The following is a 14,286-nucleotide window of genomic DNA, read 5'->3' on the forward strand; positions in this document are numbered from 1 at the left end:
TTATAAACGTTCAAATTAGTAAAACGACGATAATTGGACAATTAGGGCCTTAATGTCCTATTTAATCAATGCATTACAGTCTACAATTAAAGCAACCTGGCCATCTCCAAGGATGGTCGCTCCGGAAATGGCAAATACATTGGTTAGATAGTTTCCTAGCGATTTTAAAACGACCTCCTGCTGGCCGATAAAGGAATCTACAATCAGCCCAGCCATCTTTTCTCCTTTCCTAACTATGACAACAGATAAAAATTCGCCTTCCTGGTGCTCCGAAGGAACATTAAAGATTTCTTTTAATGAAAGAAGCGGTACAACCTTTCCTCTAAAGTCAATCACTTTCTGGTTGTGCGCACTCAGGATATCACCTTTTTTAATAATGGCTGTTTCGATGATGGAGGAAAGAGGAATGGCGAACTTTTCTTCCTCAATTTCAACGAGCATGACAGAAATGATTGATAAGGTTAGCGGAAGCTGGATAGAGAAAATGGATCCTTGGCCAACTTTTGAATCAATGGATACTGAACCGCCCAATGATTCGATTGTATTTTTCACAACATCCAGGCCGACTCCGCGCCCGGAAACATCTGATATTTTATCGGCAGTAGAGAAACCGGATGCAAATATTAGCTCATAAGCCTGCTTGTCCGATAAAACGGCAGCGGCTTGTTCAGTAATAATGCGGTTCTTAAGCGCTTTACTGATCACCTTTTCTTTGTTAATGCCAGCTCCATCATCCTCAATTTCGATGAAGACATGATTACCGCTGTGATAAGCCTTTAGAATGACACTTCCTTCTTCACTTTTTCCATTCGCTTTACGAATCTCAGGAGTTTCGACCCCATGATCGAGTGCATTGCGGATTAAATGCACAAGCGGATCACCGATTTCATCAATGACAGTTCGGTCAAGCTCAGTCTCTGCACCGACAATCTCCAGATTGATTTTTTTATTCAAATCCCTTGCCAGCTGTCTTACCATTCTTGGGAAGCGATTAAATACTGTTTCGATTGGAACCATTCTCATGTTAAGGATAATATTTTGCAAATCTCCCGAAATCCTTGACATGTGTTCTACAGTCTCATGCAGCTCCTGATTGTTTACTTCCCGGGATATCTGCTCAAGCCTTCCCCTGTCAATAACAAGTTCCTCAAACAAATTCATCAGGATATCCAATCTTTCAATATTTACCCTAATAGTTTTATTGCTTGCCTGCTTGGCTGCAGGCACTTTCTTTTCTTCCTTTGGCAAGGTTTCAGCCACTATGGAATCTGCAGGCGAGGAAGGGGTCCGAACTTCTTTCTCCTTCTCATGCTCTTGCTGGCGCAGGCCATCAAGAGATAGAGGCACAACATCTGCTTTTTCAACTTCAGAGACTTTCAACAGTTTTTGCTGGACATCCTCACGAGATTGCCGGGTCACAATTGTGACAGAGAATTCCTGGTCAAATTGCTCTTCTTCGAGCTGCTCTACAGAAGGAGTTGCTTTAATTACTTCCCCAATCTTCTCCAGTACTTCAAAAATCATATAAACTCTTGCTGCCTTCAGTAAACAATCCTCCCGCAATGCAACCGATATTTCATATGTTTCAAACCCTTGTTCCCTTGATTGCTGGATGACTGTCCATTCAAATTCATCATAGGTGCTTTTTACAGCAGCTGAAGGTTCTGCCAGTGCCACAGCAGCTTCTGCTTTTGCTTCTCCCTGTGCAGAGCTTTGCCCCATTTCAATCAGTTTTAATTTCGCAACAGCTTCTGAAACATCTCTTTTGCCGTCTCCGCCTTCAGCAATGGAATGGACCATTGCTTCAAGGTCATCAACCGCCTGAAAAACAACATCCAGTATTTCTGCATTCACTTTCATTTTCTGATTTCTGATGGCATCAAGAACATTCTCCATTTGATGGGTAAGATTTGCGAGATCCTCATATCCCATTGTTGCCGACATGCCTTTCAGTGTATGTGCCGATCGAAAAATCTCGTTAACGATTTTAATATCTTCGGGTTTTTTCTCTAATTCAAGAAGCTGTTCATTGCATGCCTGCAAATGCTCCTTGCTTTCTTCAATAAATACCTCTAAATATTGGTTCATCTCCATGCGCCTGCACCCCTCGGCCTTAAACAAATTTCAATATGGATTCTGCAATTCGTTCAACATTTTGCACATCATCTATTAATCCAGCCTCGATTGCTGCTTTTGGCATCCCAAAAACAATTGAAGTTTCCTTAGATTCAGCAATCGCTTTTACTTCGCCGCTTTTTTTTATAGCAGCAAGGCCTTCTCTGCCGTCTGCTCCCATTCCAGTCATAATAACTGCAATCTTTCGAAAATCCTTCAGCTCACTCAAAGATTCAAACATGATATCCACTGAGGGGCGATGACCGTTTTTAGGAGGAGATTCATCCAAGTGAAGTACCAGGTCACGCCCTGACCTCCCCACCTTCAGATGGAATCCACCAGGAGCAATATAGGCTGTGCCTTTCTCGAGGATGTCTCCTTCCTCTGCTTCCTTTACAGTCAATTCGGACAAGCTATTCAGCCTGATAGCCAGTGATTTGGTAAATCCTGCTGGCATATGCTGGACGATAAGGACTGGAGCATTAATATTTCCAGGGAGCTCTGTTAACACTCTCTGAAGGGCTCTTGGACCGCCGGTTGATGTGCCTATACAAATAATTCGTTTGTCGTGTGTATCTGTTTTGAAAGCAGGACCATTTAATTGATCAATAGATTTATTTAGTTCTATTTTACTATAATTCCGCTGGAATTTCGTATGATTTTTACCAAGTGAGGAAATTCCACCCAGGTCCTTTATATTAGCATTGCTGGCCGAGACGACTTTCTCTGCTAATTCGGTTTTTATTTTATGTAAATCCAAAGAGATTGGGCCTGATGGCTTCGCAATAAAATCCACTGCACCATATTCCATAGCAGCGAATGTATTATCAGTACCTTCCCTCGTTGTACTGGAAAGCATCACAACCGGGACAGGCTGGGTTTTCATAATCATTTTTAAAGCTTCCAGTCCATTAAGGACTGGCATTTCAACGTCCATTGTTACAACATCGGGATTTAATTCTTTTATCTTCCTTAACCCTTCTTCTCCATTTCTTGCTGTGCCCACAACCTGCAGACGTGGATCTTGAGATAAAAAATCGGAAATAAGTTTCCTCATAAAGGCCGAATCATCTACGATAAGCACATTGATTCTCTTCATGCTGATTCACTGCCTTTCAAAAAGAAATCTCTTCAGTTTTGATATAAATTGATAGGAATGCTTATTTCCTGCTGCCGGATCGACTTGCCGGCTGCCGATTTTATCAGCCATAAGGTGAATAGCTTTGGAAGCAGGAGATTTTTCCTGGAAGAGGATAAAAGGAATTTGCCTTTTAACCGCCTGCTGGATGTTACGGTCGTCAGGAAGAATGCCAAGTAAAACAGACTCTCTCCCCAAAAATCTTTTTAAAGCATCGGAAATTCTTTTAAATGTATCCTGTCCTTCCTTTTCGCCTTGTGCCCTGTTTATGACTAAATAAAAAGGGATACTGTCATCCAGAAGATGTATTTGCTTCATAGCCGAATAGGCATCTGTAATCGAGGTAGGTTCAGGTGTTGTAATGACTGCAATCTCCTGGACTGAAAGGATAAATTTTGCCGATTCCTCAGTAATTCCCGCACCCATATCAAAAATCACATAATCATAGTTTCCCATGAGAATAGCAAGTTCCTCAGTATATCTGGCAATTTGTCCATCCTCCAGTTTTACTATATGGGGAAGTCCTGTCCCTCCGGCAATATAGCGGAGCCCATTGGGACCTTCCGACACAATATCGCTTAAAGATCTATTCTTTTCAAAGAAATCCGCGATTGAATAATTGGACGTTCTTCCCATTAGGATATCAAGGTTTCCCATTCCAATATCCATGTCAAATAATAAAACTTTATCGCCTTTTTGGCATAGGGAAATAGAAAAATTCAAAGAAAAATTGGATTTCCCCACGCCCCCTTTTCCGCTGACAACTGCTAATGTTTTGGGCATGGGTTGTTGGCTGCCATCCTTGAGCAGCCTGGCTCTCAGCCGCTCTGCCTGGTCGTTCATTTTATCGTCCCCAATAGTTGCTTTACAATAACATCCGGATCTGCAGCAAGGATATCATCCGGGACATCCTGTCCATTTGTTATATATGCCGCACCTTTTCTGTATTTATGGATTATGTTATACATTGCTCCATAGGTTGAGGTTTCGTCTGCTTTCGTAAAGATCAGTTTATCAATATCGATGATGGAAAATTGGCTGTAAATGTCCTCCATGTCCCTCTGCTTCGCTGTAAGGGAGAGGACTAAAAAAGTTTCCATATCCTTTTCAAAATCAATCACATTTTGCAAATCTTCCACATACTGTTTATTCCGGAAATTCCGGCCTGCTGTATCAATTAAAATTAGATCATTATCCTTAAGCTTTTCTGCAGCTTGCTTGAAATCTTCTATTGTATAGCAAACTTCCAGGGGCACATTTAATATTTTGGCATATGTTTTTAATTGATCGATAGCTGCTATTCTATAAGTATCTGTTGTGATAAATGCAACCTTTTTTTTATGCTTAATTACACACTCTGCTGCCATTTTTGCCAGCGTGGTAGTCTTGCCTACTCCGGTAGGCCCTGCAACATTGATATATTTTTTGCTAAAAGATATTCCCCCAAAAGGAATTCCATCTATCTCTTTTTCTAGCTCAGCTTCCAGACATGCAAGCACTTCGGTATCCACGGCACCTGCTCCGCTCAGATACCATTTTTCAAACAATACGGAAAGAACTTGATCCTGAAGGTTTTTATCCAGTTCTTGCTCATTTAGAAGAGCTTGAACTTTCTTGATTGCTTCAGGATAGGATGGTCCGCTTTGTTGGGTATTAGCCAAATTGGTCATCATTCGTTTAAGGTCGCTTATTTCCTTTATCAGTTCTGCCGGTGGCTTGATGTCTGATTGCAGGATAACGTCTCTTTTTGGTTCTTCTGCTTTCTCCGGCGGATGGGAAGCAGAAATCCTTTTCTGTGGAGAAGCATGCTTTGTTATAGGCTTCTTCCCTAATTCAAGTTTCGGTTCTGCTGCCGCCATCACTTCTATGCTTCTTTTTTTAAAAAAGCCGAGAACTCCGCCAGTATGGACAACTCTGGAATTTAAAATAACAGCTTCATTCCCAAGCTCTGCCCGAATTTGTTTCATTGCTTCAGGCATTGAAGATGCTATATATTTTTTTACCTTCATTCGACATTCACCACCCCAACACTTTGAACTTCCGCATTTGCTTCAAGCTCGTTATAGGAGAGAATCGGTATTTGCGGAAAATACCTTTCAGTTAATTGCCTTACATACATTCTTACAGCCGGTGAACATAACACGATCGGTGTCTGCTCCATCAGCGAAAGCTGTTCCACCTGTGAGGCAATGGACTCCAATATATTCTGCGATGCTGCTGGGTCCATGGATAAATAATTTCCGTGCTCCGTCTGTTGGATGCCATCAGCAACTAACTTTTCAACTTTTCCGGAAAGAGTTACCACTTTTATCGGGTCACCCTGCTGTGAAAACTGGTTTGTGATTTGCCTTGCCAATGCCTGGCGGGCATATTCAGTCAGCAAGTCTGTATCACTTGTCGTTTTAGCAAAATCAGCAAGCGTTTCAAAAATCACAGGAAGATTCCGGATTGATACATTTTCCCTTAAAAGCTTAGCCAGTACCTTTTGGACTTCACCCACCGACAATGGGTTAGGCGTAACCTCTTCCACTAGGATCGGGTAGCTTTCTTTCACATGGTCAATCAGCTGTTTCGTTTCCTGTCGGCCTAACAGTTCATGGGCATTGCCTTTGATCACTTCTGTAATATGAGTCGAAACTACTGATGGAGGATCAACAACCGTATAGCCAAAAATTTCAGCCTGTTCCTTCATTTCCTCTGTGATCCATTTAGCAGGAAGGCCGAAAGAAGGTTCTATCGTATCAATTCCTTCAATGCTGTCATCTTCAATTCCCGGGCTCATCGCCAAATAATGATCAAGCAAAAGCTCCCCGCGTGCCATTTCATTCCCTTTAATTTTAAGCCTATATTCATTCGGCTGAAGCTGGATATTATCGCGAATCCTTACAACAGGAATAACCAACCCTAGTTCGATAGCCAGCTGCCGGCGGATCATGACAATCCTGTCAAGGAGATCTCCGCCCTGATTCGTATCAGCAAGCGGAATAAGACCATACCCGAATTCAAATTCGATCGGGTCAACATTCAGCAAGTTAACCACACTCTCAGGGCTTTTCATTTCATCGGTTTCAAGTTCCTCTTCCATTTCCAGCAACTGCTCTTTGTCTGGCTCAGGAGTTCGGGCTATCATATAACCTCCAAAAATTAATAAGCCTCCGATTGGCAATGTTAAAACAATGCCAATTGGTGTGAGTAATCCTAAAAGAATAATGGTTCCGCCAGTTACATATAGCATTTTAGGATAGGCAAACAGCTGTGAAGTAATATCTTTGCCAATGTTTCCATCAGATGCTGCCCTCGTAACAACAATCCCTGTTGCAGTAGAAATTAAAAGTGCTGGTATCTGGCTGACAATTCCGTCCCCCACTGTCAGCATCGAATATTTCACAGCTGCCTCTGCAATCGGAAGCCCCTGCTGCATCATCCCAATGATAATTCCGAACATAAGGTTAATGAGGGTAATGATGATCCCCGCGATGGCATCCCCTTTTACAAACTTGCTCGCACCATCCATGGAACCGTAAAAATCGGATTCCCGGCTAATTTTGTCCCGCCGTTCACGAGCTTCGTGCTCTGAGATCATCCCTGCATTTAAGTCGGCGTCAATACTCATTTGCTTTCCGGGCATAGCATCAAGTGTAAAACGTGCTGCAACTTCAGAAACCCTCTCAGATCCCTTTGTAATTACAACAAACTGAATAATGACGAGAATTAAAAATACAACCAGCCCGACAATGACATTTCCTCCCGTAACGAAGGAACCAAATGTCTCAACGACCTTCCCGGCTTCCCCTTCAGATAGAATCGAACGGGTTGTTGATACATTCAAGCCTAGCCGGAATAATGTCATTAACAATATCAAGGAAGGAAAAATTGAAAACTCAAGCGCTTCTTTCATGTTCATTGCTGTTAATAGAACCATGAGCGCAAGTGCAATATTAATAATAATCAGTACACTTAAAAGCCAAGGCGGAAAAGGAATAATAAGCATGGCTACAATTAAAATTACACTCATTAAAACTGATAAATCTCTTAGTGGCATAGATTTCTCTCCTTACATGAAAAGCAGAAGCGCCTTGGCCGCCATTTTTCTTGCTTCCAAAGACTGGCTATTACTTAAAGATAACTATGGGATATACTTACTAGAATCAAATTTTGTTTTTTGTTCTGTATACATAAGCAAGAATCTCTGCAACCGCTTTGAAAAACTCTTCAGGGATTGCATCCCCTATCTCCGCCTGGCTGTATAGCGCCCTGGCAAGCGGCCTGTTTTCCACTGCGATTACATCGTGTTCTTTTGCAATTAATTTAATCTGTTGTGCAACAAAGTCTACCCCTTTTGCTACAACAATGGGTGCATCGCTCTTTGTTTCATCATATGTTAGGGCAATGGCATAATGAGTAGGGTTGGTGATCACAACGTCCGCTTTGGGAACCTCCTGCATCATTCTTCTCATCGCCATTTCCCGCTGCCTTTGTTTAATTTTGGACTTAATAAGGGGATCTCCCTCAATGTTTTTGTACTCATCTTTCACATCCTGCTTGGACATACGGATGTTTTTTTCAAAGTCGTATTTTTGGTAGAGGTAATCCAATACCGACAGAAACAAAAGGGCAGCAGAAGCTATTAAGCCCATTTGGACTGTCAGGCTTGCAATCGTAGCCAACGCAGCCCCCACTGATTTTTGAGAGAGAATAAGGATCTCGTCTATCCTCAGCCATAAAATTGTAAAGGCAGCCATACCTACAAAGGCTATTTTCAAGATGGATTTCAGGAGCTCTACGATGGCCCTCATGGAAAAAATTCGCTTAAAGCCTTTAATTGGGTCCAACTTTTCAAGCTTTGGCTGTATCGCTTCTGTTGAAAAAAGTACGCCAACCTGCATAAAGTTTGCTGCAACACCGGCAACCATGGCGATAATCATAATTGGCCCCAGGAATAGCACCAGTTCTTTTAAAATATCAAGAAAAATCACCTGAATGTTCGCTTCCGTTAATTCCATCATCATATAATCGTTAAATGAATGTGTGAAAATATAGAGAATGATACCCTTCAAATACGAGCCTGCAAACAGCAGAAATAGAAATACAGCCAATAAAACAACTGCTGTATTAACATCCTGGCTTTTGGCCACCTGCCCTTTCTTCCTGGAATCCTGCCTCTTTTTGGGTGTGGCTTTTTCTGTTTTTTCTCCAGCAAAATACTGAAGATCCAAAGATAACAATAACTTCATATCATCATGAACCTCCCATAAGATCCATTAAGCCCCTCATCGTGCCCAGCATTGTTGCAAACAGCTGGGAAACTGCAAAGAGCAATACACTCATGACGGCGATGAGGATAATGAAGCTGACACCAATTTTCAAGGGAAGCCCCACGACGAATACGTTTAGCTGCGGCACTGTCCTGGCTACAACTCCAAGTGCAACATCTACAAGAAAAAGACTTCCGACAACGGGTATGGACATTTGAAAAGCAATGATGAACATGGTATTCAAAGCCCTTATTACATATTCAGCCATATTTTCGTTCCCAAAGGGAATCCAAGGCTGCTCCAACGGTATAAAACGATAGCTGTAAAATACTCCATCCAGCATGAGATGATGGCCATTTACCGTCAATAAAAAGAAAAGGGCAATCGTATATAAATACTGTCCCATCAGCGGACTTTGCGCACCCGTTTGCGGATCAATCACATTTGCAATCGCAAACCCCATCTGGAAGTCAATGAAACCTCCCGCTATCTGGATGGCAGAAAGCATTAAATAAGCAATAAAACCGATCATCAGCCCAACCAAGGCTTCTTTTATAATCAAGAAAAAATACGTTCCGCTGATTTCCAAAGACGGCACTTCCATTCCCAAAAACATGATCCAGGCCAGAAAGAAACCCAGGCCTATTTTATGTGAAGCCGGTATGGATCTGTATGAAAACAGGGGCATCATCAAAAAGAAAGATGTCACCCTCACAAAAATCAGTAAAAAAGCAGGGAAAGCAGGCAAAAAATCTAACATGCTATCAGCCTACAAACCTGGTCAAATTAGAGAAAATCTCATTCGCGTATGAAAGCATATGACTTAGCATCCACGGGCCAAAAAAAACGACGCCAACAAGGACTGCTACAATTTTCGGTATAAATGCCAATGTCTGTTCCTGTATTTGGGTTGTAGCCTGAAAGATACTGACGATCAAGCCAACCACTAGCGCCAGGATAAGCAAGGGGCCGCAAATTAAAAGTACGGTGATGATCCCTCTTTCTGCAATGGATATTACTGTTTCTGGAGTCATTATGAAAGTTCACCTGCTTAGAAGCTTTGTAAAAGAGATTTAACTACAAGATACCAGCCGTCTACCAGCACAAATAACAGGATTTTAAACGGCAATGAAATCATGACTGGCGGAAGCATCATCATCCCCATTGACATGAGGACGCTTGCGACCACCATATCGATGACAAGAAACGGAATAAAAATCATAAATCCGATTTGAAACGCGGTTTTAATCTCACTAATGGCAAAAGCGGGCACAAGGGCCGTTAAGGGAATTTCTTCAATGGAAGAAGGCGCTTCTGCCTTGGAGTATTCAAGAAACAAAGCCAAATCTTTCTGTCTCGTATGTGCACTCATAAATTCTTTAAAAGGCATGGAAGCTTTTTCATACGCCTCTTCAAGATTAATTTCTTCATTAAATAATGGTGTAAGAGCCTGCTCATTTACCTCCTGAAGTGTGGGTGCCATAATAAAAAATGTCAGGAACATGGACAATCCGATCAATACTTGGTTCGGTGGCATTTGCTGGGTAGCAAGCGCCGTTCTGACAAAGGAAAGAACAATTATGATTCTTGTAAAGCTGGTCATTAAGATGAGAATACTGGGTGCGAGGGAGAGAACTGTCAACAATAAAAACAGCTTCACAGATGTTGAAACATTCTCTGGAGAACTGCTATTGTAAAATTCCATGAATTCATTCATCGGTCGTCTGGCCCTTTCCTCTCTATCTCATCAAACAGCTTTCTTCTGCCCTTTTTGATTTCATCCAGCTGCTGTCCGAGCAGCGCACTAAATTTAGGGTTGTTTTGATTGTCTGACTGTTTTGTTCTTTTCATCACCTTTGTCACAATATCGCTTGGGCGGATAAGCTGTTCCATTTTGTCATTGTGCTCTGTGATGATCTGACTGTATTCTTCCGAATCGTCAATTTCCTTTAACAGCTGTATATTCTCTCCTACCCCTACTACAAGAATCCGGTTGCCAACTTTTATTAGCTGTACAGACCTGTTGGAACCCAAAGCGGCACCGCCCAAATTTTCAACAATCTGCGAACGATTGTATACCTTGCTTTTCTTATTAATGAATTTAAGAAGTACATAAAGAAGGCCTACAGTGAAGATGGTAGCCAGTATCATCTTAAAGAAGTCCCAAAATGTCAGGCCTACAGCTCCGCCTTCCTGCTGTGCTGTTGTTTCTTCTTCTGTTGTTATTCCTTCTTTTCCGCATTCCTCCGGATTTTCCATGCATTCCTTTACACTATTATTTAATTGTTCTGCGTGGGCAAGCGGCTGCATGCCCAGCAGAACAATTGATATAAGAAGCAGCAAAGCAAGCATTTTTCTTACATTCAACACAATTTTACACCCTCTAAAAATAATAGTCACTAGCCCAATGTCTTGCCGATCGCTTCCAGTACTCTATCTGCCTGGAATGGTTTAACGATAAAGTCCTTCGCTCCTGCCTGGATCGCATCAATAACCATTGCCTGCTGCCCCATTGCAGAACACATAATGACTTTTGCATTCGGATTTAATTTTTTTATTTCTTTCAACGCTGTTATCCCATCCATCTCAGGCATTGTAATGTCCATAGTGACCAAATCCGGCTGTGTTTCTTTGTACTTTTCAACAGCTTGGGCACCATCAGCAGCTTCGCCTACTACCTCATAGCCATTCTTTGATAAGATATCTTTTATCATCATTCGCATGAAAGCTGCGTCATCTACAATTAAAATTTTGTGTGCCATATTTCTTTACTACCTCCATGAATTATCTGAGTTTTTTAATACGGTCGCTCTGACTGATAATATCTGTAACGCGGACACCGAAGTTTTCATCAATGACCACAACCTCTCCCTGGGCGATTAACCGGTTATTCACCAAAATGTCTACTGGTTCACCCGCAAGCTTGTCCAGCTCAATAATTGATCCAGAAGCCAGCTCAAGAATTTCCTTTACCGAACGTTTTGTTCTCCCAAGCTCAACTGTTACCTGAAGTGGAATATCCAAAAGCATATCCAAATTTTTCGTTCCAGTTTCCTGCATCTGGTATGGTTCGAAACTCGAGAATACCGCTGGCTGGACATTCGGCTGTTCACTACTCTGGTAGGCTCCTCCGAAGTGCTGCGGGCTCGCATGCTGGGCTGTATTTTGTACAGCTTCCCGATGCTGTGGGAACTGCGCATGATTCATAGACTGCTGTGAATTGGATGCCTGTCCAGATGCATTTCCTGCTTGGGCATAGGTCTGTTCCTTGCCGCCTTCATATATTTCCGGTTGTTTTTCGAAACCTTGATGATGGTGGTTTGATTCTGGTTGAGTTTTGGGCATTGACTGCTCTTTAGACACAGTGCTTGATGTTGCACCTTCTATTCCCTGGCCCGGATTCAATAATTCGTTTACCAGACTTTTTCCAAAATCAAGCGGAAGAAGCTGCATGATATTTGAGTCTATTAAACTTCCTATTTTAAGCCGGAAAGAAATCCTGACAAGCTTGTCATCTGACGGCAATCTCTCCGTGCCTTCTCCTTGGGGCACGTCAAGGATGTCAATAGCAGGCGGTGAGATATCTACTTTTTTGCTAAAAATGGTAGACATCGAAGTCGCAGCGGAACCCATCATTTGGTTCATGGCCTCCTGGACGGCACTTAATTGGATTTCTCCCATGAGATCGGATGGATTGGTTCCATCTCCGCCAAGCATCAGGTCTGCAATAATTGCTGCATCTGATTGTTTAATCACTAATAAATTACTTCCGTAGAATCCTTCCGTATAGTTCACCTGGATTGCCACATAAGGATGCGGAAACTCTTCGGACAATTTTCCGCGCAGGACAATTGAAACGGCAGGTGTTGTAATTTCTACTTTCTGATTTAATAAAGTAGATAATGCCGTTGCAGAACTTCCAAAAGAGATGTTGCCGATTTCCCCTAATGCATCCTGCTCCATGTGGGACAGGTAATCTTCAGTTTGAAAAAACTCCTCTTTAAAACTTGTTAAATCATCATCATTGTCGTCGGCTCCCCTTAAAAGAGCATCAATTTCATCTTGTGAAAGCATATCATCGCTCATCATCCCCGTCTCCCCCTTTCACGGTATCCAAAATTTGTATTGCTAATTTTTTGTTCATTTTACCAGGCTGTCCCAAAAATTTCGGAATATCGCCGATCTTTATGACAAGAGGCTGGTCAATCGCCTGTGATAATTCAATGACGTCACCCACATCAAGGGATAAAAAGTCCTGGATGGCTATATCTGAGCTTCCGAGTTCACAAATGACAGGAACCTCTGCTTTGTGTATGTTCCGCTCAATCTTGGCGATTACTTCAGGCTCTCTTTCCTTTTTGTCGGTCTGCATCCAGTAATGGACGGACAGCTTAGGAATAATGGGCTCGAGCACGACATGCGGAATACAGATATTGATCATTCCGCTTGTTTCCCCAATGGTTGTATTTAACGAAATGACCACAACTGTTTCATTTGGCGATACCATTTGCAAAAATTGCGGATTCACTTCGAAGTCAGCCAATAGCGGATCAATATCTGCTATTGTGCTCCAAGCTTCCCTAAGATTTTCAAAAGCCCTTTCAAACGTGGCCGACATAATTTTTGTTTCAATCTCTGTTAAATTGTCCACTTTGTTAATGCTTGAGCCTTTGCCGCCCATTAGCCTGTCCATCATGGCGTAGGCTACGTTCGGATTTACTTCCATAAGGATTCTTCCATCCAGAGGCGGAACTTCAAACACATTCAGAATCGTCATTTTCGGAATAGACCGGATAAATTCTTCATATGGTATCTGATCAGCAGAAGCGACCGAAATTTGCACATATGTTCTTAACTGTGCTGAAAAAAAGGTTGTTAAGAGACGGGCAAAATTCTCATGTATTCTCGTTAAACTCCGTATCTGGTCCTTTGAAAACCTTAATGCTCTCTTAAAATCATATACTTTTACTTTTTTCTCTGACTGCTCTTTTTTCAGCTCATCCGCATCCATTTCACCGGTTGATAGTGCTGATAAAAGAGCATCTATTTCACTTTGTGATAAAACCTCACCCGACATGAATCCTCACCTCCGTCAATTGCAGTTTCTTATTTGGGTATCACTGGAGGAGAGACTCGGTAATGTACACCTTAACGATCTTTCCTTCTTGCATTAAGTCGTTAATCTTGTTTTTCAAATCATCCTGCAGCTTGATTTGCCCTTGTTTCCCCTGAATATCCTCAGCTTTCATTTCAGATAATTCCTGAATGATTAGATTTTTCACCTGAAAATCTCTTTTCTCAAGTTCCTCTTTGGCTTTTTTGCTTTCAGTCTGGATTTTGAAAGAGATCCTGATATAATCATTACTTGCAAGATTTGCTGTAACTTGCGGGATATCAACCGAAGCCTCAAGCACTTCATCAATAGTCGGTTCTTTAGTCCCTTCATCCCCCGTAAATTTCATCACTACCACGAGGGCAATAGCTCCTACCAGGGTGATCGCAACAAGCATAATTAACATAATCATTAACAGCTTATTATTCTTCATTTTCATTTCCCTCCACCAGCTGTTGCCCAAGAAGATTGACAGATTGATAGAATTTTATAATCAATTGCAAAACCGTATCTTCAGATTCCTTTACAACATACTTCTTCCCATTTGTGAGCGTAATCGTCGTATCTGGAAAAGACTCTACTGTTTCTATGTACAAGGCATTTAAAATAAATCCTTTGCCGTTCAGGCGAGATACTTTAATCAATGTCTTTATCAGGGCTAAAAG

General features: G+C 41.8%; 15 protein-coding genes. All 15 read right to left on the reverse strand.

The features are described 5' to 3' along the window. Positions 1-57: 57 nt before the first annotated feature. Positions 58-2,094, reverse strand: a complete 2,037-nt coding sequence (locus tag DFO73_RS15665) for a chemotaxis protein CheA (protein ID WP_110065671.1) — start codon at positions 2,092-2,094, stop codon at positions 58-60. 19 nt (positions 2,095-2,113) lie between these two features. Then, positions 2,114-3,214 (reverse strand): protein-glutamate methylesterase/protein-glutamine glutaminase, encoded by a 1,101-nt coding sequence (locus DFO73_RS15670; RefSeq protein WP_110065672.1) that lies wholly within the window; start codon positions 3,212-3,214, stop codon positions 2,114-2,116. 6 nt (positions 3,215-3,220) lie between these two features. Continuing rightward, positions 3,221-4,096: a MinD/ParA family protein gene (locus DFO73_RS15675; RefSeq protein WP_110065673.1), complete on the reverse strand. Its 876-nt coding sequence runs from the start codon at positions 4,094-4,096 to the stop codon at positions 3,221-3,223. After that, positions 4,093-5,262, reverse strand: coding sequence for a flagellar biosynthesis protein FlhF (gene flhF, locus DFO73_RS15680; RefSeq protein WP_110065674.1), 1,170 nt, complete (start codon positions 5,260-5,262; stop codon positions 4,093-4,095). Before flhF ends, DFO73_RS15675 begins: the two co-directional genes overlap by 4 nt. Continuing rightward, a complete protein-coding gene (flhA, locus tag DFO73_RS15685) occupies positions 5,259-7,295 on the reverse strand; it encodes a flagellar biosynthesis protein FlhA (protein ID WP_110065675.1) in 2,037 nt (678 codons plus the stop codon). Before flhA ends, flhF begins: the two co-directional genes overlap by 4 nt. A gap of 106 nt (positions 7,296-7,401) precedes the next feature. Beyond that, positions 7,402-8,487 (reverse strand): flagellar biosynthesis protein FlhB, encoded by a 1,086-nt coding sequence (gene flhB, locus DFO73_RS15690; RefSeq protein WP_110065676.1) that lies wholly within the window; start codon positions 8,485-8,487, stop codon positions 7,402-7,404. A gap of 4 nt (positions 8,488-8,491) precedes the next feature. Then, on the reverse strand, positions 8,492-9,268 hold the full coding sequence (fliR, locus tag DFO73_RS15695) for a flagellar biosynthetic protein FliR (RefSeq protein ID WP_110065677.1): 777 nt from the start codon (positions 9,266-9,268) through the stop codon (positions 8,492-8,494). A 4-nt stretch (positions 9,269-9,272) separates the two neighbouring features. Further along, on the reverse strand, positions 9,273-9,542 hold the full coding sequence (fliQ, locus tag DFO73_RS15700) for a flagellar biosynthesis protein FliQ (RefSeq protein ID WP_110065678.1): 270 nt from the start codon (positions 9,540-9,542) through the stop codon (positions 9,273-9,275). 17 nt (positions 9,543-9,559) lie between these two features. Next, positions 9,560-10,225 carry a flagellar type III secretion system pore protein FliP gene (gene fliP, locus DFO73_RS15705; protein WP_110065679.1) on the reverse strand — a complete coding sequence of 222 codons (666 nt, stop codon included), beginning with the start codon at positions 10,223-10,225 and terminating at the stop codon, positions 9,560-9,562. Then, positions 10,222-10,878, reverse strand: a complete 657-nt coding sequence (locus DFO73_RS15710) for a flagellar biosynthetic protein FliO (protein ID WP_258309507.1) — start codon at positions 10,876-10,878, stop codon at positions 10,222-10,224. The genes fliP and DFO73_RS15710 overlap by 4 nt, the downstream gene beginning before the upstream one ends. 29 nt (positions 10,879-10,907) lie before the next feature. Then, the gene (locus tag DFO73_RS15715) at positions 10,908-11,270 is read right to left on the reverse strand and encodes a response regulator (protein WP_110065680.1); all 363 of its coding nucleotides are present in this window, start codon (positions 11,268-11,270) and stop codon (positions 10,908-10,910) included. A 22-nt stretch (positions 11,271-11,292) separates the two neighbouring features. Further along, entirely contained in the window at positions 11,293-12,597 is a 1,305-nt protein-coding gene (fliY, locus tag DFO73_RS15720) for a flagellar motor switch phosphatase FliY (RefSeq protein WP_110065681.1), read from the reverse strand. Further along, the gene (gene fliM / locus DFO73_RS15725; protein WP_110065682.1) at positions 12,584-13,585 is read right to left on the reverse strand and encodes a flagellar motor switch protein FliM; all 1,002 of its coding nucleotides are present in this window, start codon (positions 13,583-13,585) and stop codon (positions 12,584-12,586) included. Before fliM ends, fliY begins: the two co-directional genes overlap by 14 nt. Positions 13,586-13,625: 40 nt before the next feature. After that, the gene (fliL, locus tag DFO73_RS15730; RefSeq protein WP_110065683.1) at positions 13,626-14,054 is read right to left on the reverse strand and encodes a flagellar basal body-associated protein FliL; all 429 of its coding nucleotides are present in this window, start codon (positions 14,052-14,054) and stop codon (positions 13,626-13,628) included. Further along, on the reverse strand, positions 14,044-14,265 hold the full coding sequence (locus DFO73_RS15735) for a flagellar FlbD family protein (RefSeq protein WP_110065684.1): 222 nt from the start codon (positions 14,263-14,265) through the stop codon (positions 14,044-14,046). The genes fliL and DFO73_RS15735 overlap by 11 nt, the downstream gene beginning before the upstream one ends. Between the last annotated feature and the right edge of the window lie 21 nt (positions 14,266-14,286).

Origin of the sequence: Cytobacillus oceanisediminis (assembly GCF_003182355.1) — a bacterium.
Lineage (GTDB): Bacteria > Bacillota > Bacilli > Bacillales > Cytobacillaceae > Cytobacillus > Cytobacillus oceanisediminis_A.

Bases quoted from the DNA above. Each gene is read 5' to 3' on its own strand.
- DFO73_RS15665 (WP_110065671.1), bottom strand. From the start codon at position 2,094: ATGGAGATGAACCAATATTTAGAGGTATTTATTGAAGAAAGCAAGGAG.
- DFO73_RS15670 (WP_110065672.1), bottom strand. From the start codon at position 3,214: ATGAAGAGAATCAATGTGCTTATCGTAGATGATTCGGCCTTTATGAGG.
- DFO73_RS15675 (WP_110065673.1), bottom strand. From the start codon at position 4,096: ATGAACGACCAGGCAGAGCGGCTGAGAGCCAGGCTGCTCAAGGATGGC.
- flhF (WP_110065674.1), bottom strand. From the start codon at position 5,262: ATGAAGGTAAAAAAATATATAGCATCTTCAATGCCTGAAGCAATGAAA.
- flhA (WP_110065675.1), bottom strand. From the start codon at position 7,295: ATGCCACTAAGAGATTTATCAGTTTTAATGAGTGTAATTTTAATTGTA.
- flhB (WP_110065676.1), bottom strand. From the start codon at position 8,487: ATGAAGTTATTGTTATCTTTGGATCTTCAGTATTTTGCTGGAGAAAAA.
- fliR (WP_110065677.1), bottom strand. From the start codon at position 9,268: ATGTTAGATTTTTTGCCTGCTTTCCCTGCTTTTTTACTGATTTTTGTG.
- fliQ (WP_110065678.1), bottom strand. From the start codon at position 9,542: ATGACTCCAGAAACAGTAATATCCATTGCAGAAAGAGGGATCATCACC.
- fliP (WP_110065679.1), bottom strand. From the start codon at position 10,225: ATGAATGAATTCATGGAATTTTACAATAGCAGTTCTCCAGAGAATGTT.
- DFO73_RS15715 (WP_110065680.1), bottom strand. From the start codon at position 11,270: ATGGCACACAAAATTTTAATTGTAGATGACGCAGCTTTCATGCGAATG.
- fliY (WP_110065681.1), bottom strand. From the start codon at position 12,597: ATGATGAGCGATGATATGCTTTCACAAGATGAAATTGATGCTCTTTTA.
- fliM (WP_110065682.1), bottom strand. From the start codon at position 13,585: ATGTCGGGTGAGGTTTTATCACAAAGTGAAATAGATGCTCTTTTATCA.
- fliL (WP_110065683.1), bottom strand. From the start codon at position 14,054: ATGAAGAATAATAAGCTGTTAATGATTATGTTAATTATGCTTGTTGCG.